The 21,425-nt window shown below is 66.9% G+C and carries 20 protein-coding genes; 13 read left to right on the forward strand and 7 right to left on the reverse strand.

Going from position 1 to position 21,425, the window contains the following annotated elements:
* Nucleotides 1-18: 18 nt before the first annotated feature.
* Together U0177_RS16845 and U0177_RS16850 are read left to right on the forward strand one after the other, a co-directional pair.
* Entirely contained in the window at nt 19-312 is a 294-nt protein-coding gene (locus tag U0177_RS16845; protein ID WP_409571815.1) for a CsbD family protein, read from the forward strand.
* A 488-nt stretch (nt 313-800) separates the two neighbouring features.
* Nucleotides 801-1,331 carry a polyhydroxyalkanoate synthesis regulator DNA-binding domain-containing protein gene (locus tag U0177_RS16850; protein WP_409571816.1) on the forward strand — a complete coding sequence of 177 codons (531 nt, stop codon included), beginning with the start codon at nt 801-803 and terminating at the stop codon, nt 1,329-1,331.
* A gap of 111 nt (nt 1,332-1,442) precedes the next feature.
* Here U0177_RS16850 and U0177_RS16855 read toward each other — a convergent pair whose 3' ends face one another.
* On the reverse strand, nt 1,443-2,171 hold the full coding sequence (locus U0177_RS16855; protein WP_409571817.1) for a response regulator transcription factor: 729 nt from the start codon (nt 2,169-2,171) through the stop codon (nt 1,443-1,445).
* A gap of 432 nt (nt 2,172-2,603) precedes the next feature.
* On the opposite strand from U0177_RS16855, the gene U0177_RS16860 reads away from it, so the two are divergent.
* From U0177_RS16860 to U0177_RS16900, 9 genes are all read left to right on the forward strand, one after another.
* Complete coding sequence (locus tag U0177_RS16860) at nt 2,604-3,062, forward strand: MarR family winged helix-turn-helix transcriptional regulator (protein ID WP_409571818.1); 459 nt, start codon at nt 2,604-2,606, stop codon at nt 3,060-3,062.
* Between the two features lie 89 nt (nt 3,063-3,151).
* A complete protein-coding gene (locus U0177_RS16865; protein ID WP_409571819.1) occupies nt 3,152-3,865 on the forward strand; it encodes an HlyD family secretion protein in 714 nt (237 codons plus the stop codon).
* Nucleotides 3,866-3,903: 38 nt separating this feature from the next.
* Nucleotides 3,904-5,532 carry a DHA2 family efflux MFS transporter permease subunit gene (locus U0177_RS16870; protein ID WP_409571820.1) on the forward strand — a complete coding sequence of 543 codons (1,629 nt, stop codon included), beginning with the start codon at nt 3,904-3,906 and terminating at the stop codon, nt 5,530-5,532.
* A 6-nt stretch (nt 5,533-5,538) separates the two neighbouring features.
* Complete coding sequence (locus U0177_RS16875) at nt 5,539-6,492, forward strand: universal stress protein (RefSeq protein ID WP_409571821.1); 954 nt, start codon at nt 5,539-5,541, stop codon at nt 6,490-6,492.
* Between the two features lie 79 nt (nt 6,493-6,571).
* On the forward strand, nt 6,572-7,036 hold the full coding sequence (gene bcp / locus U0177_RS16880) for a thioredoxin-dependent thiol peroxidase (RefSeq protein WP_409571822.1): 465 nt from the start codon (nt 6,572-6,574) through the stop codon (nt 7,034-7,036).
* Between the two features lie 308 nt (nt 7,037-7,344).
* On the forward strand, nt 7,345-8,106 hold the full coding sequence (locus tag U0177_RS16885; RefSeq protein ID WP_409571823.1) for an SAM-dependent methyltransferase: 762 nt from the start codon (nt 7,345-7,347) through the stop codon (nt 8,104-8,106).
* Nucleotides 8,103-8,993: an STAS domain-containing protein gene (locus tag U0177_RS16890; RefSeq protein WP_409571824.1), complete on the forward strand. Its 891-nt coding sequence runs from the start codon at nt 8,103-8,105 to the stop codon at nt 8,991-8,993. Before U0177_RS16885 ends, U0177_RS16890 begins: the two co-directional genes overlap by 4 nt.
* Nucleotides 8,994-9,184: 191 nt before the next feature.
* Complete coding sequence (locus tag U0177_RS16895) at nt 9,185-9,829, forward strand: N-acetylmuramoyl-L-alanine amidase (RefSeq protein WP_409571825.1); 645 nt, start codon at nt 9,185-9,187, stop codon at nt 9,827-9,829.
* A gap of 1,282 nt (nt 9,830-11,111) precedes the next feature.
* Entirely contained in the window at nt 11,112-11,594 is a 483-nt protein-coding gene (locus U0177_RS16900; RefSeq protein WP_409571826.1) for an MOSC domain-containing protein, read from the forward strand.
* A 198-nt stretch (nt 11,595-11,792) separates the two neighbouring features.
* Here U0177_RS16900 and U0177_RS16905 read toward each other — a convergent pair whose 3' ends face one another.
* The 5 genes from U0177_RS16905 to U0177_RS16925 form a co-directional block, all read right to left on the reverse strand.
* Nucleotides 11,793-12,794, reverse strand: coding sequence for an ATP-NAD kinase family protein (locus U0177_RS16905; protein ID WP_409571827.1), 1,002 nt, complete (start codon nt 12,792-12,794; stop codon nt 11,793-11,795).
* Between the two features lie 192 nt (nt 12,795-12,986).
* A complete protein-coding gene (locus U0177_RS16910) occupies nt 12,987-14,375 on the reverse strand; it encodes an alpha/beta fold hydrolase (RefSeq protein ID WP_409571828.1) in 1,389 nt (462 codons plus the stop codon).
* A gap of 17 nt (nt 14,376-14,392) precedes the next feature.
* Complete coding sequence (locus U0177_RS16915) at nt 14,393-15,415, reverse strand: alpha-ketoacid dehydrogenase subunit beta (protein WP_409571829.1); 1,023 nt, start codon at nt 15,413-15,415, stop codon at nt 14,393-14,395.
* A gap of 351 nt (nt 15,416-15,766) precedes the next feature.
* A complete protein-coding gene (locus U0177_RS16920) occupies nt 15,767-16,771 on the reverse strand; it encodes a thiamine pyrophosphate-dependent dehydrogenase E1 component subunit alpha (protein ID WP_409571830.1) in 1,005 nt (334 codons plus the stop codon).
* A 584-nt stretch (nt 16,772-17,355) separates the two neighbouring features.
* A complete protein-coding gene (locus U0177_RS16925) occupies nt 17,356-17,799 on the reverse strand; it encodes an OsmC family peroxiredoxin (protein ID WP_409571831.1) in 444 nt (147 codons plus the stop codon).
* Between the two features lie 304 nt (nt 17,800-18,103).
* On the opposite strand from U0177_RS16925, the gene U0177_RS16930 reads away from it, so the two are divergent.
* Together U0177_RS16930 and U0177_RS16935 are read left to right on the forward strand one after the other, a co-directional pair.
* Nucleotides 18,104-20,311, forward strand: a complete 2,208-nt coding sequence (locus tag U0177_RS16930) for a heterodisulfide reductase-related iron-sulfur binding cluster (protein WP_409571832.1) — start codon at nt 18,104-18,106, stop codon at nt 20,309-20,311.
* Nucleotides 20,312-20,425: 114 nt separating this feature from the next.
* Nucleotides 20,426-20,965: a CDP-alcohol phosphatidyltransferase family protein gene (locus tag U0177_RS16935; protein ID WP_409571833.1), complete on the forward strand. Its 540-nt coding sequence runs from the start codon at nt 20,426-20,428 to the stop codon at nt 20,963-20,965.
* Here the strand turns inward: U0177_RS16935 and U0177_RS16940 are convergent.
* Entirely contained in the window at nt 20,962-21,282 is a 321-nt protein-coding gene (locus U0177_RS16940; protein ID WP_409571834.1) for a hypothetical protein, read from the reverse strand. The genes U0177_RS16935 and U0177_RS16940 overlap by 4 nt on opposite strands.
* Between the last annotated feature and the right edge of the window lie 143 nt (nt 21,283-21,425).

Genomic DNA, 21,425 nt, shown 5'->3' on the forward strand with positions numbered 1-21,425 from the left:
TATCAAGGAGCAACCGACATGAGCAACGATCGCATCAAAGGCAAGGCCGAGGAGCTGAAGGGCAAGATCAAGGGCGCCGCCGGCGACATGCTCGACGACGAGCAGCTGCAGGCCGAGGGCCGCGCCGAAGAGCTTAAAGGCCACGCCCGCCACGAGGCCGCCGAGGCCAAAGAGCGCGCGCGCGGCGCAGGCGAAGAGCTGAAGGGCAAGATCAAGGGCGCCGCCGGCGACTTGGTCGACGACGAGCAGCTGGAGGCCGAGGGCCGCGCCGAAGAGCTCAAGGGCAAGGCGCGCCAGCGCGCAAACCAGTAGCGCCGGCCCACTGGCGCTCTGCTTAGCCAAATTTGCTTGACGACGTACACTTTGGTGGGGGTTTGGGGCGGCTTCGCCGCCCCATCTCGTTTTGTGTTGCACTCCGTGGCTGATCAAATTCGCTTGATGACGTACACTTTGGTGGGGGTTTGGGGGCGGCTTCGCCGCCCCCATCTCGTTTTGTGTTGCACTCCGTGGCTGATCAAAATTCGCTTGATGACGTACACTTTGGTGGGGGTTTGGGGGCGGCTTCGCCGCCCAAATCTCGTTTTGTGTTGCACTCCGTGGCTGATCAAAATTCGCTTGATGACGTATACTTTGGTGGGGGTTTGGGGCGGCTTCGCCGCCCCAATTCGTTTTGTGTTGCACTCCGTGGCGAAGCCACGGAGTGCAACAATCGATACGTGATCAGGCGAACAGCGTATTATACCCTGGGAGGGCGTACGGTGGTATAATACGCCCCACAGGCCAGCCGACAAGAGATAGCCATGCAGACGATTAAAAAATACGCTAACCGCAAGCTGTACCACACCAACCGCAAGCAGTATATTACCCTCGAGGGCATCGCTACGCTCATCCAGGCCGGCGAGCCAGTCCAGGTGCTCGACAACGAGACCGGCGAGGATATCACTGCGGCGATACTCACCCAGGTGGTGCTGCAGGCGCGCAACAGCGGCGATCGTTTGCCGACCCAGGTGCTCACCGGCCTGATCCGCGCCGGCGGCGACACGCTCGCGGGCGTCAGCCGCTCGATCTGGAGCACGCTCAGCGGCGCCAGCCTGATCGACCTCGCGATCAAGCAGCGCCTCGATCACCTGCTGGCCACCGGGGCGATCGACGCCGACGAGCTGGCCCGGCTCGAGGCCCTGCTGCTGCACGACCAGGCCAGCGCCGTGGTCGAGCTGCCTAGCCAGCGCGATATCTCGCGCCTGCACGCCCAGGTCGACACCCTGTCGGCCGCGATCGAGCACCTGCTCGCCGACCGCGACACGCATACAAGCAGAGCGCAGGGCGATTGAGCGGAGTGCGTAGAGCCTCGGCCCTCCTGATACGCTCGGGCTTCACCCCACCGGATCGCTCTCTGCTCTCAGAAATTGTCTGAGCAGTAACCACCAGTTTGGTATCACGCCCTACATCCCCGGCACCGCCTCGCCAACCACACGCTCGCGCACGCGCCCGGCCCCGGCCGGCATAAACATGTAGCCCTGGCCGCGCAGTGTCGCGATCGGCGACTCGCTGCCGGGCCACAGCTTCGCGCGCAGCCGGTAGATATATACCGTCAGCAGATTGCGCCCGCGCGCCTGCGCGCCCCATACCAGCCGCATCAGCGCTGCGTCGCTCACAAGCTGGCCGGCCTGGCGCGCCAGGGTGTGCACGATCTGAAATTCAATCGGCGTCAGCTCGATCTCGCGGCCATTCGCAAAGCTCGCCAGCCGGCCCACCGGGTCGAGCGAGAGGTCACCGATGGTCAGCTTCGCGCGCGAGGTGCGCTGCGTCCGATCGGCGCGGCGCAGCACTGCCACCATGCGCGCCAGCAGCTCGGCGGGCTCAAACGGCTTGCCGATGCAGTCGTCGCCGCCGGCCTCGAGCGCCTTCACCCGATCGGCCGGATCGCGTGAGCCCGAGAGAAAAATAATCGGCACGTCCGAGGCGCTCCGAATCTGGCGGCACAGCGCAAAGCCCGTCCGAGCCGGTAGGCCGATGTCCAATAAAATCAGGTTGGGTGGGTCGTGCTCGAGAACCTTGAGGGCGTTGCGTGGATCAAATGCCTTGGAAACCCGGTAGCCCGCGTCGTTGAGGATGAACGCGGTCATCTTGACGCTCAGCCAGTCGTCGTCGATCACCAGAATGTGGGTCATGTCTCACCTTTTGCAAATGCCGGCGCAGCACACGCCGCAGGCTCGTGCGATACCTGCGATCGTCTGCTGTCCCGGCGCGACGGCTTGGTCGTGCGCGAGGTTGCTGTGCGGGCCGGCACTACATCGTGGTAGGCGCCACGCGGCGCGCAGTGTTCTGCGCGCTCTATAGCTAGTATAGTCGATTTCTGCCACCAACAAAAGGCCGGCGCTCTCGCCGCCGCGCGCCGGGCCGCGAGTGGCAGATGCTGATTAGAACGCCGTAGAAGCCCGAAAGTCACGTGCCGCCGGCAGCTGTATACCACTGCCGGTAGCAGCATCCTTCACAGTGCCGCTCGGCCCAGGGCTCGGCGCGCCGGCCGCCGCTGCCCGCAAATATATTGACGATATCGATGCAATTTGCTATACTCGCGCCATCGTGTGGAAGGAAGCACCATGGCAGGCGAACGCGCGCCCCTGACCGACGACATCCTGCTGGCATACCAGGCCATCGGGCGGGCGATCAGCACGTCGTCGAGGCAGGTCTGGATCGGCCTCGATCTGTCGATGGCGCAGCTCAAGACCATATTCACGCTCTATGATGTCGGGGCGCTGCCGATTGGCCAGCTCGCCGACCTGCTGGGCGTTGGCCAGCCAACCGCGAGCCATCTCACCGACAAGCTCGTGCAGGCTGGGTTTGTCGTGCGAACCGAGGATCCGGTCGATCGGCGCCGCACCCTGGCCGAGCTATCTGCCAGCGGAGTCGAGCTGATCGAGCAGCTGCGCGAGATGCGCAGCGAGCCGATGCAGCGCTGGCTGGCCCAGCTCGACGATACGGCTCTCGCGGCGCTGCAGCTCGGGCTGCGGGCACTTGCCAATGTCGCCAGGGCCGAAGCGCCTTCCAAACCCTCCTGACACCTCATCGCGCTTGTACGACGTGGAGCTTGCCCCGCGCCAGCACGGCACGCCGGTGTTGCGTAATGCTTGTATTCAGGGAGATTTCCATGACCACAGGGACGGTTCCTACCGAAACGCCGGGCGCGGGCGCGCCACCGCGGGCACGCGCGCGCGTCGGGCGGCGCCCGCTGATCCTGGGCATCGTCGGGCTGATCGTGCTTGCCGCGCTCGCGCGCTTTGGCTACACCTACTACATCGACTCAACTTTCTATGTCTCTACCGACGACGCGCTGGTCGACTCGAACATGGTCTCGGTTGCGCCACTGGCCTCGGGCACGCTGGCGACTTGGCGCGTCAGGCCGGGCGACAAAGTGCACTCCGGCCAGGTGCTGGGGCAGATCAAACCGACGACCAGCTCGGTGTTCGTCAATATCACCGCCCCGCTCGACGGCACAATCCTGCGCGTCGACGCCAAGGAGGGCCAGGTCGTCGCGCAGGCCCAGGCGCTCGCGTATGTCGCCAACCTCGACGCAATGCGCATCACCGCCTACGTCGACGAAAGCCAGATCCACAAAATTCACGCTGGCCAGGCCGTCGAGGTGACGGTCGACGCCACCGGCAGCAGTGTCTACCAGGGCACGGTGAGCGAGGTGCTGCAGGCGACGGCCAGCTCGTTCGCGATCATTCCGTCGAGCGACCGCACCACCAGCAATTTCACCAAGGTGACCCAGCGCATTGAGGTGCATATCAGCATCGGCTCGACGGCCGGCACGAGCCTGTACCCCGGCGAGAACGCCTATGTGCGCATCCGCACGGCATAGGGCACGAGACTTTATGGGAAATAACAGGGAGCTTTTCGATGAGTGCTGCTGAGTCGCTCCAGCCGGCCGGGCCGGCGGGCAGGCCAGTCGGCCCCCCCGCCCCCGGCAAGCCCGCAGTGCGCAGTATTTTGGGCCTGGAATATAAGTGGCTGGTCGCGATCGCGGTGATCTTCGGCCTGTTTATGGCCGTGCTCGACTCGACCGTCGTGAATATTGCGCTGCCCAAGCTGCAGGCTGTCTTCGGCGTCACCCTGAACGATATCCAGTGGGTGGTGACGGCCTACACCCTCGCGCAGACGATCAGCGTCCCGCTGTTCGGCTACCTCGCCGACCGCTTTGGCGCCAAGTGGATCTACATGATCTCGCTGGCGCTGTTCACGATCGCCTCAATGCTGTGCGGGCTGTCGTGGAACGTCAGCAGCATGATCTTCTTCCGGGTGCTGCAGGGCTTGGGCGGCGGCGCGCTGCTGCCGCTGGGCATCGCGCAGGTCTACGCCGTCTTCCCGCCCGAGCAGCGCGGCCTCAGCCAGGCCACGATTGGCGTGCCGGTGCTGCTGGCGCCGGCGCTTGGCCCCACATTCGGCGGCTACATCATCCAGTACTTCAGCTGGCGGATCATTTTCTACCTCAATGTGCCGATCGGGGTTGTCGGCCTGTTTATGTGCTGGGTGCTGCTGCGGCGCGGGCGCGTCAACGAGCGCGCGCGGCTCGATATACCCGGCCTGGTGCTCGCGACGCTCGCCTTCTCGTCGCTGGTCTATGGCGTCGGCGAGGCCGCCAGCGACGGCTGGTCGTCGGCCAGGGTGCTCGGGTTTGGCACCTTCGGCCTGATCTGCCTGGTCGCGCTGATCGTCGTCGAGCTGCGCACCGACGACCCGCTGCTCGATTTCAGCCTGTACAAGCGCTGGAACTGGAGCAGCGCCTACCTGATCACCATCGCGATCACGTTTGCCTTATTCGGCGCGCTGTTCCTGGTGCCGCAGTATCTGCAGGTGCTGCGCGGGCTGAATCCCGAGCAGGCCGGCCTGGTGCTGCTGCCGTCGTCGCTTGTGACGCTGATCGCGCTGCCGCTGTCGGGGCTGGCGACGGATCGCTTCGGGCCGAAATGGTCGATCTTTATCGGCCTGCTGGCGCTGGGCCTGGCAAGCTACCTGCTCTCGGGCCTGACGCTCACGACGCCAATACAGGTGATCCAGCTGCTGCTGATCGGCCGGAGTATCGGGATCGGCTTCGCCAGCCAGCCGGCCAGCGTGATCGCGCTGAGCGACGTGCCACGCGCGAAGCTGGCGCGCGGCTCGGCGTTCTTCACACTGCAGCGCCAGGTGGCGGCGGCCTTTATTACCTCGTTCCTCGCAACATATGTGAAGGACCGGACGATCCCGCACTTCGCGCACCTGGCCGAGCAGACCACCCAAGCCTCGCCGCTGTACGCCTATCTGAGCGGCGTGGTGGCGCAGGCGGCGGCGCAGGGGCGCTGGGTGCTGCCGGTGCAGGCGCAGCTGCTGCGCCAGGTTGCGATTCAGCTGCGCCTCCAGGCCACGGTTTTGGCCTTCCGCGACGCGCTGATGCTGATCACCGGCCTGATTGTGGTAGCATTTGGGCTAGCCTTTTTCGTCGGCAATCCGCGCGCGGGTGGTGGCCGCGCCAGTGCCGAGATCATGGAGTAAGCGAGTATGGCAGAAAACGCGCATGCGATCCTGGTTCCGCTGGATGGCTCGCCCGCCGGCGAGCACGCGCTCCCCGCCGCGATCGGCGTGGCCCGCGCGAGCGGCGCAGCGCTCCGGCTGGCGCACGTCGTGCCGGTCGGCGCCAGCGCCGCCGACCGGCAGCGCTCGCAGGCCTACCTGAGCGCCGTCGCGCAGCGCATTCAGAGCCTCGCCGGCGTCGCGGCCGAGACGGCCGTGCTGGAAGATATACACCACGCGGCCCATCACGGCGAGCCGGGCGTGGTTGCGTCGCCACGGCGCGCAGTGGCGCACGCGCTCGCGGCGGCTGCCGAGCAGCCGGGGGTGGAGCTGGTGGCAATGACGACGCACGGCCGCAGCGACATCTCGCGCTTCTGGCTTGGCAGCGTCACCGAGCACCTGATTCACCACGCCCCGGCGCCGCTCCTGCTGGTGCAGCCTGGCTCTGCAGCGCCGGATCTGGCGGCCTCCGTCGCGTTCCGGCGCATTCTCGTGCCGCTCGACGGCTCGCAGGCGGCCGAGCAGATGCTCGAGCGCGCGATCGCGTTTGGCCAGCCGTGGGGCGCGTGCTATTATCTGCTGCACGCGATCGATCTTCAGCTCGAAGAGACGATCGCGACGCTGGCGCCCGTGCCGACGACCCAGTCGGAGATCGAGACCGAGGCCGAGCAGGCGCGCGCCTACATGGAGCAGGCTGCCCGTCCGCTCCACGATCGGCAGCTCGACGTGAAGACCGATGTGCTGCTCGGCACCCCGGTGGCGGCGGTGATCCTTGGCTACGCCGCCGAGCGGCAGGTCGATCTGATCGCGATCAAAACCCATGGCCGCGGCGGGTTCGCCCGGCTGGTGCTCGGCAGCACGGCCGACAAAGTGCTGCGCGCCGCGCAGGTTCCGGTGCTGCTGCACAGGCCGGCACTTGCGCCCGCGCGGCCGGCCAGCTAACAGAGGGTGCGCAAGCGGCGCCCGGCCTCGCTCGCGCTTTCGCCACGTACTTCGTACACATACACCTGGAGGAACAGCTATGGCAGAGGCAACCCTGAAAGTCGGCGATGCCGCGCCCGACTTCAGCGCCACCACCGACACCGGCACGACGCTGCGGCTATCCGATCTGCGCGGCCGGCGCGTGGTGCTGTATTTCTACCCGAAAGACGACACGCCGGGGTGCACCACGCAGTCGTGCGGCTTCCGCGACGCCTACCCGCAGATCGAGGAGCGCAACGCGGTGGTGCTGGGCGTCAGCCCCGACGGCCAGAAATCACACCAGAAGTTCAAGAGCAAGTTCAACCTGCCGTTCACCCTGCTTGTCGACGAAGACCACGCCATCGCCGAGGCTTACGGCGTGTGGGGCGAGCGCTCAATGTACGGCAAAACATATATGGGCATTATTCGCAGCCACTTCGTGATCGACGAGGCGGGCCGCATCGCCGATGCCCAGGTGAAAGTCAGCCCGACCGACAGCGTCGAGCGCGCGCTGGCGGCGCTGTAGCCCCCCACTGCACGGCAAGGCCACCGCGAAACCTGAACATCACGGTGGCCTTGCCATCCCCGCTGCCGGCAACCCTATACTGCCACCACGCTCCGCTGTAGTAGCGGGGAGCGCACACGCGCCAACTATACCATCCGGCCACAGGACCGATAGGCTATAGCGAAATAGTGGCGAATCGGTTAAAATAACACCAAGTTCTTCCTTTCCACCACGCCGTGGCCCCTGCCCTGCTCCGTTCGCCGCACTGCCCCACCGGCATCGCGCCCCGTACCAGCGCAGCTACACTATTCATTCGCGAGGCCTAACCCATGACAATCGACACCAGCAAACCCAGCGTCAGCCGCATCTACGACTACATTCTCGGCGGCGAGCACAACTTCGAAGTCGACCGCATCGCAGCGCAGCAGATCCTCAAAGTGACGCCTTCGTACACCACCTGGGCGCGCCTGAACCGCTGGTTCCTGCAGATGGTGGCCGAGCAGTGGGCCGCCAGCAACCACGCTAACATTCTCGATCTCGGCTCGGGCATGCCGACGCAGGGCCACTTCCACAACAGCGCGCCCAACGCGCGGGTGCTCTACAGCGACGCCGACCCGATGACGGTGGCGTACGCCCGCGAGGTGATCGGCAGCAACCCGGCGGTGAGCTATATTCAAACCGACATCCGCCAGCCCGCCGAGCTGCTGGCGGCGGCCAATGCGCACTTCGGCGGCGAGCGCCGCGTGGCGATCGGCTTTATTGGCCTCTCGTACTTCATGGACGACGCCAGCCTGGCGCATATCGCGCGGGCGCTGTACGAATGGAGCGCGCCGGGCAGCGTGATGGCGCTCTCGTACGGCTATGTGCGTATGGACGACACCGCACGCGCGAAGCTCGACAACTTCAAGCGCAACTCGGCGCAGGTATACATACGCGACGAACATCAGATCCGCGCGCTACTAGCGCCGTGGCACGTTCACACAGTGCGGCCGCTAGCGGCCTGGCTTGGCGTCGAGCACCTGGTGCAGGAAAGCGACCGCGAGACGATCGACGCCGAGATGTATGGAGTGCTACTGGAGCATGCCGGATGATCACGCACGAACAGCTTACCGGGCTGAGGCCCGCCTTTGAGCAACAGGTGGCCGACGCGCTCGCGCGCAAGGCCATGACCAACCGGGGCACATTCGCGCCCTTCCGACTGCCCTCCACCGCCCAGGCGCTGGTGGCCGGCCTGCTCGCCTCGCCCGAGACGCCCGCCGACGCGGCGGCGCTCGGCACCAAGCTAGGCCAGCAGGGGCTGGGCCTCCCTGCGCTGCTCGAAGCCCAGGCCGCCGCCGTTGGCGTGGTAGCTGGCGCTGCCGGAACAACCCCCGAGGCGATCGGCCAGGTCAGCTGCTACTTCAACCGCGTGGTCGAGGCGCTGGTCGCCGCCGACGCGGCCGAGCTTTCGCGCCAGCGCGCCGACATGGAGCGCGCCTATATCAACGCCACCAACCAGCAGCGCGAGCAAGAGGCGCTGCTGCGCAGCACCATCAGCGAGCTTTCGACGCCGATCATCCCGGTGTACCCCGGCGTGCTGGTGCTGCCGCTCGTCGGCGCGGTCGACAGCCGGCGCGCCACCGAGATCACCGAGCGTCTGCTCGAGTCGATCGCCGCCTACCAGGCCGAGTTTGTGATCATGGACGTCACCGGCGTGCCGGTGATCGACACAAGCACTGCCAACCACCTGCTGATGACCACACGCGCGGCCGGGCTGCTTGGCTCGCAGGTGATCCTGGTGGGCATTGGCGCCGAGATCGCCCAGACGATCGTGCACATCGGCATCGAGCTGCGCGGCCTGGTGACGCTGGCGAACCTCCAGGCCGGCATTGCCTACGCGCTCGGGCGCATCGGCCTGGCCATCCAGCCGCTGCCAAGCGCAGCGGGCAGGCCGCGCCCCCAGCAGCTCGGCGCCGACGCGCTGTTCGCGCGCAGCTAATACCAACTCCGCCTGAGCGCTTGCTTTTTTGGCTAGGGCTTACGCTGAGTTGGCGTGCTCAGCTCGCAACCCGATCGCAACCAAGCCGTCGCTTCAACGCTACCGTTTGGCGTGCTATACTGGCTCGTAGATACTATACCGCGGGTCGCGAGCCACACAAACACGCACACAAAGAAACATTGGAGGCCGGCATGCAGGTGAACAAGGTTGGGCTGCTGAGCAATAGCTTCGAGCCGGGCAACGCCACGCGCGTGCGCATGGTCGTGCTGCACGCCACCGCCGCGCACGGCCCCGGCGACTATAACTATCTGCGGCGCGGCGGCGAGCCAAATCGGCGCGTGTCGATCCACTACTACATCGATAAATCCGGCGCGGTCGCGCAGATGGTCGAAGACAAAGACATCGCCTGGCAGGCCGGCCTGAGCAGCTGGAAGGTCGACGGGCGGCAGATCGCGCCGTCGTGCAACCCGATCTCGATCGGCATCGAGCTGGAGAACCTCAACACCGGGCACGACCCGTACCCGCCGGCGCAGTACGCCGCCGCGCTCGAGCTGGCGCGCTACCTGGTGTCGAAATACAATGTCCCGCGCGGGCAGCTCGTGCGGCACCTGGATATCGCGCCGCGCCGCAAGACCGACCCGGCCGGCTTCCCGTGGGAGCGTTTCGTGGCCGAGGTGTACGGCGCCGGCCCGGCACCCACGCCGCCGCCGGCCGCGCCCGCTGTGCCCGCGCCCACCCCCAGCCGCTCGCCGCCTCGCAGCAGCTGCGCAAGCTGCTCGTCGACCTGGCCTACCGCGCGGCCGGCGGCGGCCGGCCGTTCGGCTGGCCGCTGCTGAAGCAGGCGGTATCGCAGAGCACCGGCATGCCGGTGGCGGTGCTCGCCCCGCCGCCCAGCGGCGATGGCCAAGGCGAAGACGACCAGCAGCGCGCCGTGGTGGTGAACGGCCAGCCGCTGATCCTCGAAGCCTACGGCCGCGACCTGTTCTTCGCCGCGCCGGATGCGCTCGAGCAGGTGCAGCGGCTGAGCGCGGCGCCGGCCGGGCCGCTGCGCGACGCACTGCTGCAGACACTATTCCGCGCCGCCGACCCGGCCAAAGGCTTCCGGCCTGACCAGGCGTTTCACCAGTTCTACCTGGCGCACACCGGCGAGATCGGCGTGCCGATCGGCCCCGACCACCTGCTGCCTGGCGGCCAGATCTCGTGCCAGCACTACGCGCTCGACACGCTGATCTGGACTGGCAGGCTAACGCGGCTGAGCGACCTGACGCGCAATATGTACCAGGGCGACCCGCACACCCCCCAGGAGCGCGAGCTACGCACGCTGGTGCTGAACGACCTGTATACCGCGCGCACCGGCCGCAACTTCGACCCAAACGCGCTGTTCTGCAAGTATGCTCTCGCCCACGGCATGGGCGCGCCAATGGGCAAGGCCGAAATGCAAACGCTTGAGGGCCAGCGCCTGGTGGCGATGCCCTACGCCCTCGACGTGCTCTACTGCCAGATCCCTGCCGACGGCGACTGGAGCAGGATTGTGATCGGCCAGCTGCCGGTGACGCTCGCCGACGGCGAGGCCCAGCTCGCTCAGCTGAGCGAACTGCTGAAGCAGGGCGACCCCGACGCCGATGGCGCGGCGGTGCTCGACGCCCGCGACGCCCGCGATGTGCTGCCCCGGCGCGTGTTTCGCGGCGGGCTGCTTGGCCGCGAAGCTGCCACGCCGCCAATCGCCGACGTAAGCGCGAGCATTGGTGCAGGCGCCGGCCGCGGCGATACGCCGATCGCGCGCCTGAGCATAGCGCCGGCCGCCGGCCCCGCCGCAGCCGAGCTGGCCGCAGCAGCCGGCCCGCGGTTCGATTATTATGTAGATCTGAGTGGCGTGATCTACCGGCTGGTGGCCGAGGGGCGCGCCGCGAGCGCGGCCGATACCATCGCGATTGGCCTGGAGCCGTGCGGCAGCGCCAGGCCCGCCGAGCAGCAGCGCGCGCTCGACTGGCTGAGGGCCGACCTGCGCGCGCGCTACCCCGCAGCGGCCGAGGCGCTGGAGCCTGCCTGAAGCGCGAGGATCGTGTAGCCAAGGTATACTTCAGTTAATTCTAATGAACCGGAAAGCTGGTTTGAGCCATGCCCAGCACAGGCAGTGGGCGCGTAGCCCAAGTGAATGTGAACCCGCGCGGCGGCGTGCCCAAACACGCCACGCCCAGCGCGCGCGTCGCCGCCAGCGGCGTGATAGGCGACAAGCAGCGCGACCGGCGGTTTCACGGCGGCCCGGAGCGCGCGGTGTCGCTGTACTCAGCCGAGCGCATCGCCGAGCTTCAGAGCGAAGGCCACCCGATCGCGCCGGGCAGCACCGGCGAAAACCTGACGATCGAAGGGCTCGACTGGGGCGCGCTTGGCATTGGCGACCGGCTGCGCGTAGGCGAGCTGCTGATCGAGATCACCGGCTACGCCGCGCCGTGCGCCAACATCGCCGGCTCGTTCGCCGACGGCTTGTCGAAGCGCATCTCGCAAAAGCTGCACCCCGGCTGGAGCCGCCTGTACGCCCGCGTGCTGTCTGAAGCAACCGTGCACGCCGGCGACCCGGTGGTGCTGGTGCGGCCAGGCTAGCGTATACCAACTCCGTTTGATCCCTTGTGTTTTCTTGTGCGGCGCCGGGCAAAGCCGGGCGCCGCACAAGAAAAAGAAATTTCGGGGGCGGCTTCGCCGCCCCCGAACCCCCACCATAATCCAACCGATCAGCCGGATTTGATATTAGGCCCCGCAACCGCCCGCCTGGCAATACCAAACCCCGTTATAAGCAAGTAATCAGCCGAAGTTAGTATAAAAAGCGCCGGCGCGCGCCGCCACCTCGACCGCCCGGCGCGGGTCGATCACGCGCGGGCCGAGCGGGTTGAGCCGCAGCAGCGCGCTGGCATTCGCGCGCAGCTCCAGCTCGCGCTCGCCATCGAAGGCCAGCACGCACGGCCGCTCGTGGCGGACGAGCAGCTCGTCGCCGGGGGCGATGGCGCGATACTCGGCCACGTGCACGGTCTGGATGAGGCCGGGGGCGATTGGCGCGCGCACCGGCCGGCCTTCGGGGCCGACGCGCAGAAACAGCCCGTGGCCGGGCGGGTAATCGCCGCCAAGCAGGTGCGCGCCGATCGACGAAAGGCCGATATTACCGGGCTCGGCGCGCGTCAGCAGCACCTCGCACAGCTTGCTGGCATCCCAGATCGCCCGCGAAGCCACAAAGCGCTCGTCGTATACCACTGCATCGATCAGCGCGATGTCGTCGGGCGGCGCGCCGGGCGAGGCGCCGCCGCGAAACACATCGATGCGCGGCGCGTGGGCCACGGCGGGGCCGGCCTTGCCGCAGGCAACCAGCCCAGCCGCCAGCCCGGCCGTGGTAGCCTCGATCATCAGCGGAAACACATTGTTCGTGCCGGTGGAGATCGGCATCAGCGGCACGTCGCCGCAGCTTTTGGCCACCAGCCGGTTGGTGCCGTCGCCGCCGAGCGTGACGATTGCGCGCACACCCTGCTCGGCCATGAGCCCTGCGGCGCGCTGCGAGTCGGCCGGCATAAACGTGGTGGGCATGGCCATCAGCCCGGCCTCGATCGAAAGCTTCAGCGTGTCGAGCGCCTTCAGGCCAATGCCGTAGCGATCGGGCATGATCAGCACGCGCTGGACGCCCACGGCCTCGAGCCCCAGCAGCACCCGGCGCACGATGCTCACTTTCTCGTCGTTGTCGAACACCGAGCCGTGCGCCACCAGGCGGCGGATGTCTTTGCCCGAGGCGGGGTTGGCGATAATGCCTACGGTGATCATGGGCAAACCTCTGGCGCGAGAACCGAGAGTTTCTATAGTTTGCGCGTGCAGTTTTCCTGGCTCCGCGCGAAAAAACCGCACGCAATACACGAAGATAGTACCGCTCTGCCTTGGGCAGAACGCGCCAGCTGCGTAAGCCCTAGCAGAATCAAGCAGCGCTCTGCCTTCGGCAGAGCGCGCAAACGTAGCACTTTAACCGAGCGGCAGCGCCTCGCGCAAGAAGCCGACCGTGAGCTCGGCAACGCGCTTGAAGCCAGGGCTGTTGGGCATGACCCAGTTGAAATGGCCCATGCCCGCGATCACTTCAAGGCGGCAGCCGGCGCCGGCCTGCGCCGCCAGGTGGCGGGCCTCGGCCAGCGGCACCAGGTGGTCGGCGTCGCCGTGCACGATCAGCACCGGGCGCGGCGCTACCCGGCCGATCAGCGCCTCGGGGGCGTACTCGATTAGCGCGTCGGCGCTCTCGAGCGGCAGCTCGACCTTCATCTGCGGAAACTCGCGCCCGACCTGGTCGAGAAACTCGCGCGACTCGGGGTCGGGCACCATGATCTCAAGCGGGTCGACCCGCGCCGACACGCCGGTGCGCACGCGCTGGAGCCGGTCGTGGGCCAGCTGGCTTTGGAACTTGCTCCACTCCCAGTGGCGGCGCAGGCTGCGCAGCCAGCGCTCGCCCTGGCCGGGCGGCTCAAGCGCCACCACGGCGCGGGCGCGCGCGTCGAGCGCGGCGGCGCTGATCGCGTGCGCGCCGCCCAGGCTGATGCCCACCAGCGCCAGCCGGCTGGCGTCGACGTGCGGCTGATCGGCGAGAAACGTCAGCGCGGCGCGCGCGTCGGCCACCTGCTCATGCGGAATGAGCCGGCCGCGCGGGCCCTCGCTCTCGCCAAAGCCGCGGTAGTCGAACACCAGCGCCACATAGCCGGCGGCCACCAGGGCCTTTGCGATGTCGGGCATGACCATGGTTTTGAGGTAGGTGTAGCCCACCAGCAGCACCACGCCGGGGCGCTTTTCTTCGGCGGCGAGCCCGCGCGGCGTGTACAGAATGCCGTCGAGGCGGTGGCCCTCGCTGAAAAAGCCGACTTTCTGGATCGGCTGGGCGGCCACGGCGGCGCGCGCGGCGATCGCGCGCTCGACATCGGCCTTAACGATCGTGTCGTTCGGGCCGGTGCCGGCCAGCATGCCCAGGTCGATGCCGTGCTCTTTGGCCAGCGCGCGCGCCGCCGGCATGGCGCGGATCGGCCCGCCAGCCGCTGGCGCCTGGGGCGCCGGGGCCGCCGCCGGGGCCGGCACGGGCGCGGCTGCTGGGGGCGGCGCGGCGGCAGGAGGCCCGGCGACGTCGGGCAAGGCCTCGCCCGGCGCCGCAAGCCAGGCGATCGTCTGCGTGACCGGGATCACGCTGCCTTCGGGGTGGACGATCCGCAGCACGCCGCTGGCCGGCGCCTCGACCAGGTTGGTGATCTTCTCGGTCTCGATCTCGACGATCGCGTCGCCCTGGCTGACAGCCTCGCCATCGCGCTTGAGCCAGGCGCCGATCGTGCCCTCCTGCATGCTCAGGCCCCACTTGGGCATCACGATTTCAATAGGCATTGGTTGCTCCGAATCGATCAGGCGGCCATGGTTGCCTGCGCGGCCTCGGCGATGCGCCCCGGCGACGGCACGTACACGTCTTCGAGCGCCGGGCTGAACGGCACCGGCGTGTGCGGGGCCGTCACCAGCTTGACGGGCGCATTGAGATATTCGAGCGCCTGGGTGGCCGCGAGCGTGGCGATATCGCCGGCCACGCTGCAGCGCGGGTTGTCTTCGTCTACCACCACCAGCCGGCCGGTTTTGCGCAGCGACGTGAGCACGGTGTCCTCGTCGAGCGGCGCGAGCGAGCGCAGGTCGACCACCTCGGCGTTAATGCCGGCCTTGGCCAGCTGGTCGGCGGCCTGGAGCGCGTGGATCACCATGCGCGAGATCGCGACAATCGTCACGTCGGTGCCGGCGCGCTTGATGTCGGCCTTGCCGAGCGGGATCACGTACTCGCCCTCGGGCACGGGGCCTTTGCTGTCGTACAGCACCTTGTTCTCGCAAAAGATCACCGGGTCGTCGTCGCGGATGGCGGCGGCCAGCAGGCCCTTGGCGTCGGCGGGGGTGGCCGGGGCTACGACCTTAAGGCCGGGGAAGTGCACAAACGTCGAGTAGATCGAGTCGGAGTGCTGGGCGGCGGCGCGGAAACCGGCGCCGATCATGGTGCGCACCGTCAGCGGGATCTTGGCCTTGCCGCCGAACATATAGCGCATCTTGGCGGCCTGGTTGACGATCTGGTCGAGGCACACGCCCATGAAGCCAATAAACATCAGCTCGACGACCGGGCGCAGGCCGGTGGCCGCCGCGCCCACGCCGGCGCCCATAAAGCCCGACTCGGTGATCGGCGTGTCGCGCACGCGCTGGCGGCCGAACTCTTGCACCAGCCCTTTGGTGACGCCAAGCACGCCGCCCCAGGCGTCGAGGTGGTCGGGGCTGTCGCTCTGCGACGCGCCGGTGACGTCTTCGCCCATGAGGATGACATTCGCGTCGCGGCGCATCTCGAGGCGCAGCGCCTCGTTGATCGCCTCGCGGTAGCTGATCGTGCGAGCTGTGGTCATATGTGTGCTCCTCTGATTGACAGGACTTACGCGGTCGCCCGCGATATCGGCTTGTGATGCCTGCGGCAGCTTTGTGCTGAGATTTTGGCGCAAAGCGCCAAAATCTCAGCACCATCCATGAAAAAGTACCGCGAAAAAGTACCGCTCTGCCGAAGGCAAAAACGCGCACCGCGTAAGTCCTGTGATTGACACGAGTTATATTGATTTTGGAGGGCTTGCGCCCTCCAAGCCTCCCACGCGAGAGGACGCCGCGTACGTCTTATGATCGAGAGAATGTACGCAGTGCCTTTCCGCAGGGGAGGCTTGGCGGCTTCGCGGCCCGCCTGGCAAAAGCGCGCGATAGCGGCGACGCTAGGCGCCGGCAGTCTGGAACGGCCACAGCTCGCGCTCGGGAATGTTCACATACACATCGCTCAGCAGCTCGGGCGCGGCGGGGAACGGGCTTTCGTCGGCGAAGCGCACCGCGTCGACAATCGCGTCCTTGGCGCGCTGGTCGATCGCGTCAAGCTCGGCCTGGCTGAGCAGCTCTTGGTCGACCACGGTGGCGCGGAAGCGGCCGATGCAGTCGAGCGAGCGGTAGTGCGCTTCCTCTTCCTTATCGCGGTACTTCACGGTGTCGCCCTCGAAGTGCCCATAGTAGCGGTACGTCTGCGCCTCGATAAACGTCGGGCCGTCGCCGCGGCGCGCGCGCGCCACAGCCTCGCGCGCGGCCTCGTACACCGCAAAGAAGTCAAGCCCATCGATCGCGACGCTGGGCATGCCAAAGCCGCGCGCGCGCGCCGCGATATCCTGCCCCGACACCGAGTACTTGGGCGAGGTAGTTTCGGCGTAGCCGTTGTTTTCGCACACAAACACCACCGGCAGCTTCCAGACGCCGGCGAGGTTCAGGCCCTCGAATGTAGTGCCCTGGTTCGACGCGCCATCGCCAAAAAAGCAGACCGTCACCTGGTCGGTGGCGTGGATCTTGGCGGTAAGGCCGGCGCCGCAGGCCATGGGCGGCCCGCCGCCGACGATGCCATTCGCGCCGAGCATGCCCTTGTCGACATCGGCGATGTGCATGGAGCCGCCCTTGCCCTTGCACGAGCCGGTGGCCTTGCCGTAGATCTCGGCCATCATGGAGCGCACGTCGACGCCCTTGGCGATGCAGTGGCCGTGGCCGCGGTGCGTGCTGGTGAGGAAATCGCTGTCGCGCAGGTGCGCGCACAGCCCGGTAGCCACGGCCTCCTCCCCAGCGTAGAGGTGCACAAAGCCGGGGATCTTGCCGGCTGCGAAGTCGAGGTGCAGCCGCTCTTCGAACTCGCGGATCAGCCGCATCCGCTCATACGCCCAGAGTAGCGTGTCCTTGCCGATGTCCATGCGCGATCCTCCTCGATCTTATGCTCAAGACAAAAGCACAGAGCTTTGCCGATGGCAGGGCTACGCCAAAGCCGCGCGCCCCAAATGCAGCGCTACGAGCGCACGCGAATGCCTCCGTACCTATTCGCGTGCATGCGCGAAGGAAGATAGCCGGATTATTTCAAACTTTGGCATGCCCGCGTGCCGCTGGCATACGCACGCGGCCCAGGCTAAAAAGCTTGTGGACGGTATAGCTTCGGGCAAGTAGTGAAATAGCGCTTGAAGTTAAGCCATAGTACAGCCATGAACATGGGCGCGTCAAGGGCTGTATTTCCATTATCTGAAATTACATCAAACTTCGTTTGATGAATTTCTTTTTGCTATGCGCTGCCCGGCTTCGCCGTGCAGCGCATAGCAGAAGGAGATTTCGGGGGCGGCTGCGCCGCCCCCGAACCCGCCAGACCGCAACTCGCTCCGAAAAAAGGAGATTTCGGTGGCGGCTGCGCCGCCCCCGAACCCCCAGACCGCAGATCGCTGCAAAAGCCGCGCACAAACAAGCTGGCGCAGGGCAAACCCGGCGCCAGCTCTTTAGTGGAAAGGGCGCGCTACTCGACCAGCCGGGCCTCGAGAGTCACATCTTCAAGGCCGGGCAGCAGCAGCCGCGACACCGGGCAGGTCTGCTTGGTCTTCTCGGCGGCGGCCTGAAACGCCGCAGCGTCGATGCCAGGCACCTTGCCCTCAGTCGCCAGGTGGATCGCGGCGATCTTGGGGCCGCCCTCGCCCATACGCAGCTTGACCGTGGCGCGGGTGGTCACGTACTCGGGCACGTGGCCGTCGCCGCTCAGGCCATTCGCGAGCGCCATGCTGAAGCAGCCGGCGTGGGCCGCCGCGATCAGCTCCTCGGGGTTGCTGCCGCCGCCGTTCTCGAAGCGCGATACAAATGTGAGCTTGACATCGCGCAGCGCCCCGCTCTCGCTCGACACTGTCCCCGCGCCGCCCTTCAGATCGCCCCGCCAAGTCGATGTCGCGTAGCGGTTGAACTCTGCCATGGGAAAGCCCTCCTTAGGTTTGCGGCTGCGCCAAGGCGAGGCGCCTCGCGCCGCCATACTGCTCACCCCGCGTCCCAGCAAGAAACCGACCGCCAGGCGGCGCGGCACTGCGAGCGCCGCAGCATGTCGACATCGCTCGCCATCACAAAGGCGAAGCGGTGGTTGAAGAAGATCTGGTGGTACGTGGCCGCGCGAATGCAAGCAGGATATTTGACGCGCTGCATTAGCAATGCTATTATCTGAACTACCTCAAACAGTATCCTCTATATCGTAGATTGGCCTTGTGGCCCTGGGGAGAACTCCGATGACGGAAGCCGTCCGCCAAATCTACTGGAATGTCGGCGAAGGCTTTGCCCCGCTGGCACTCTACCTCTCCGCGCTCGTCGCCGTATCGGTGATGACGTGGGGCGTGCTGCGCGACATTGGCCGCTGGCGCCGCGGCAAGCCCGACGCGCGGATCTCCGAGATCCCGGCGCGCGCGATCGAAGCGCTGGCGCAGGTGTTCGGCCAAAAGCGCGTGCTCAAGGATCGCCGGCCCGGCTCCATGCACGCGCTGATCTTTTTTGGCTTTCTGGCGCTGTTTATCGGCACCGACATCATCGCCGTAGAAGAAGACTTCAGCATCCCGCTGATGGGGCCGCAGGCCGGGCAGATCCTGGCCGGCACGTTCTACCAGTGGTACGAGCTGATCCTCGACACCATGGGCCTGGTGTTCCTGGCAGGCTTGGTGTGGGCGGCCTGGCGGCGCTACCGCAGCAAGCCCGACCGGCTGAACAACCGGCCAACCGACCTGTGGGTGCTGGCGTCGCTGCTCTACATCACGATCACCGGCTTTCTGCTCGAGGGCCTGCGCCTGGCGAACCAGACGATCGGCGACATCGCGGTGTACCAGCAGGCATGGGCCGCCAACTCGTTCTTCGGCTACGGCCTGGCCACGATCTTTCGCGGCATTGGCCTGGGCGGCGGCAGCGGCGTGGCATTCGCGCTGCACGGCCTGTTCTGGTATACTCACATGCTCACCACCTTCGCCTTTATCGCCACCATCCCGCTCTCGAAGTTCAAGCACCTGTTCTACACACCGCTCAACACCTTCTTCCGCGACACCGAGCCCAAGGGCGCGCTGATGCCCATCCCGAACCTCGAGGCCGAGATCGAGAAGGACGAGCCGTCGCTCGGCCTGATGACCCTGGCCGACTTTACGTGGAAGCAGCGGCTCGACTTCGACGCGTGCATGCAGTGCGGGCGCTGCCAGAGCAAGTGCCCGGCCTACGCCTCGGGCTCCGAGCTCTCGCCCAAGTTCCTGATCACCAAGATGGCCGACCTGATGCGCGGCGAGCCGATCCTGCTGCGCGACGGCTCGATCGCGCGCGTTCACCAGAATGTGGTGGCCGAGGGCACCAGCGAGCGCGGCGAGGCCGGCAAGCCCGCCGACACCGCCGAGAAGTACCGGATCATCACCGGCGACGCCGAGACCATCCCGCTCTACGAGCATGGCCTGTTCACCGAGAATGAGCTGTGGAGCTGCACCACCTGCCGCGCCTGCATGGAAGAGTGCCCGGCGATGATCGAGCATGTCGACCAGATCGTCGGCTTCCGGCGCAACCTGGCGATGATCCAGAGCGAGGTGCCCGGCGGCGTCAAGCGCGTGCTCGAGGGCATCGAGCGGCAGGGCAACCCCTGGCGCCTGCCCGCGCGCGACCGCATGGCCTGGGCCGAGGGGCTCGACGTGCCGACCATGGCCGAGAAAGAGCACGTCGACGTGCTCTACTGGGTCGGCTGCGCGCCCAGCTACGACGACCGCTCCAAGCGCGTGGCGCGCACCATGGTCGAGCTATTCAACCGCGCCGGCGTCGACTTCGCGGTGCTGGCCGAGGAAGAGACCTGCACCGGCGACCCTGCCCGGCGCATGGGCGAGGAGCTGCTGTACCAGGAGATGGCCAAGACCAACGTCGGCACGTTCGGCCAGTACACCTTTAAGCGGCTGGTCACCACCTGCGCGCACTGCTACAACACGATCAAGAACGAGTACCCGCAGTTCGGCGGCAAGGCCGGCGTCGACTACGAGGTGATCCACCACACCGACTTCCTGGCCCAGCTGGTGGCCGAGGGCAAGCTCACGCCCAGCGAGAAGGTCGAGCAGCGCGTGGCCTACCACGACCCGTGCTACATCGGCCGCTACAACGACATCTACGACGCGCCGCGCAGCGTGCTGCAGGCCATCCCCGGCCTCGAGCTGGTCGAGGCGCCCGATTGGAACCGCGGGCGCGCGATGTGCTGCGGCGGCGGCGGCGGCAACGTCTGGCTTGAGGGCTGGGGCAAGAAGGGCGTGAATACCATCCGGCTGGAGCAGATCCAGAAGGCCCAGCCCACCACCGTGGCCGTGGCCTGCCCGTTCTGCATGGTCATGTTCGAGGACGCCGCCAAGAACACCGGGGTCGACGAGACGCTGGCACGCAAAGACGTGGCCGAGATCTTGCTGGACTCGCTGCCAAAGCAATCAGCCAAGGCGTAGGCACAGCTACCAAAAAAAGCTGAAAAACAACCACCAAGGCACCAAGAAAACGAAAGAATCTTGGTGTCTTGGTGTCTTGGTGGTAAACGTTATCGATACACGCAAGGAGCACGCATGACCGACACCCCCAAGCTGCGCGAGCTGGCCTACCCGGCCAACCTGCTGACGCTAGCGCGCCTGCTGATGCTGCCGGCCGCGCTGCAGGCCATGCGCCACCCCGGCGCTCGCAGGCGCGCGCTGGTGCTGTTTGGCGTGGCCATGGCCACCGACGTGCTCGACGGCCCGGTGGCGCGCATGCGCGACGAAGTATCGCCGCTGGGCAAGCTGCTCGACCCGATCGCCGACAAGCTGATGATCAACGCGACCGCGCTGGCGCTATCGCGCACGCGCGGCTTTCCGTGGTGGGCCACCGGCATGCTGCTGGCGCGCGATTGCGGTATCGTGCTGGGGAGCGCGCTGGTATACCACCGGCGCGCCGAGATCAGTGTGGCCCACCCCGCCGGCAAGCTTACCACCGTGGCGCTGGCGGCGGCGATGCTGCTCTACCTGGCCGATGGCCCGCGCAGCGGCCGGCCAATGCTGTACGCCGCGCTGGTGCCGTTCGGCGCGTCGGCGCTGGTGTATGGGCGCGCGCTGGCACGGGCGCTGCGCTAGCGCCGCTGCCGCCGCAGGTACATGAAGAACAGCTGCCGGTAGGTGATCGACCCATCCGGCTCGGGGTCGCCGCGCCACACCGCGTACCACGGCGTGCCCTCATCGCAGACAAAGCCGCGCCGCGGGCAGGGCGCGGCGAACTCGACGCCGCCAACCTCGAAGGCGAACGCGGGCGGGCGGATCACGCGCTGCTGCACCGCCAGCAGGCTCAGCGGGCATGCCGCCAGCAGCAGCACCAGCGCCATCCCCAGGCCGACGAGGACCGTCAGGCGCGGGCGGCGGTGCTCGTACTGAAGGGCGGCGTTTGGCTCGGGCATGGCGCGCCTCGCGTGGTATTCGGTGGGCGATGCCGCCAGTATACCCGAGATCGGCCGCAGGCGCATGAGCCTCGCGCGGGCCTAGCGCGGAAGCTGAAATAATACCAAATTCGCTTGATGACTTATACTTTATGGGGGTCTGG

Origin of the sequence: Kouleothrix sp. (assembly GCF_046328425.1) — a bacterium.
Lineage (GTDB): Bacteria > Chloroflexota > Chloroflexia > Chloroflexales > Roseiflexaceae > Kouleothrix.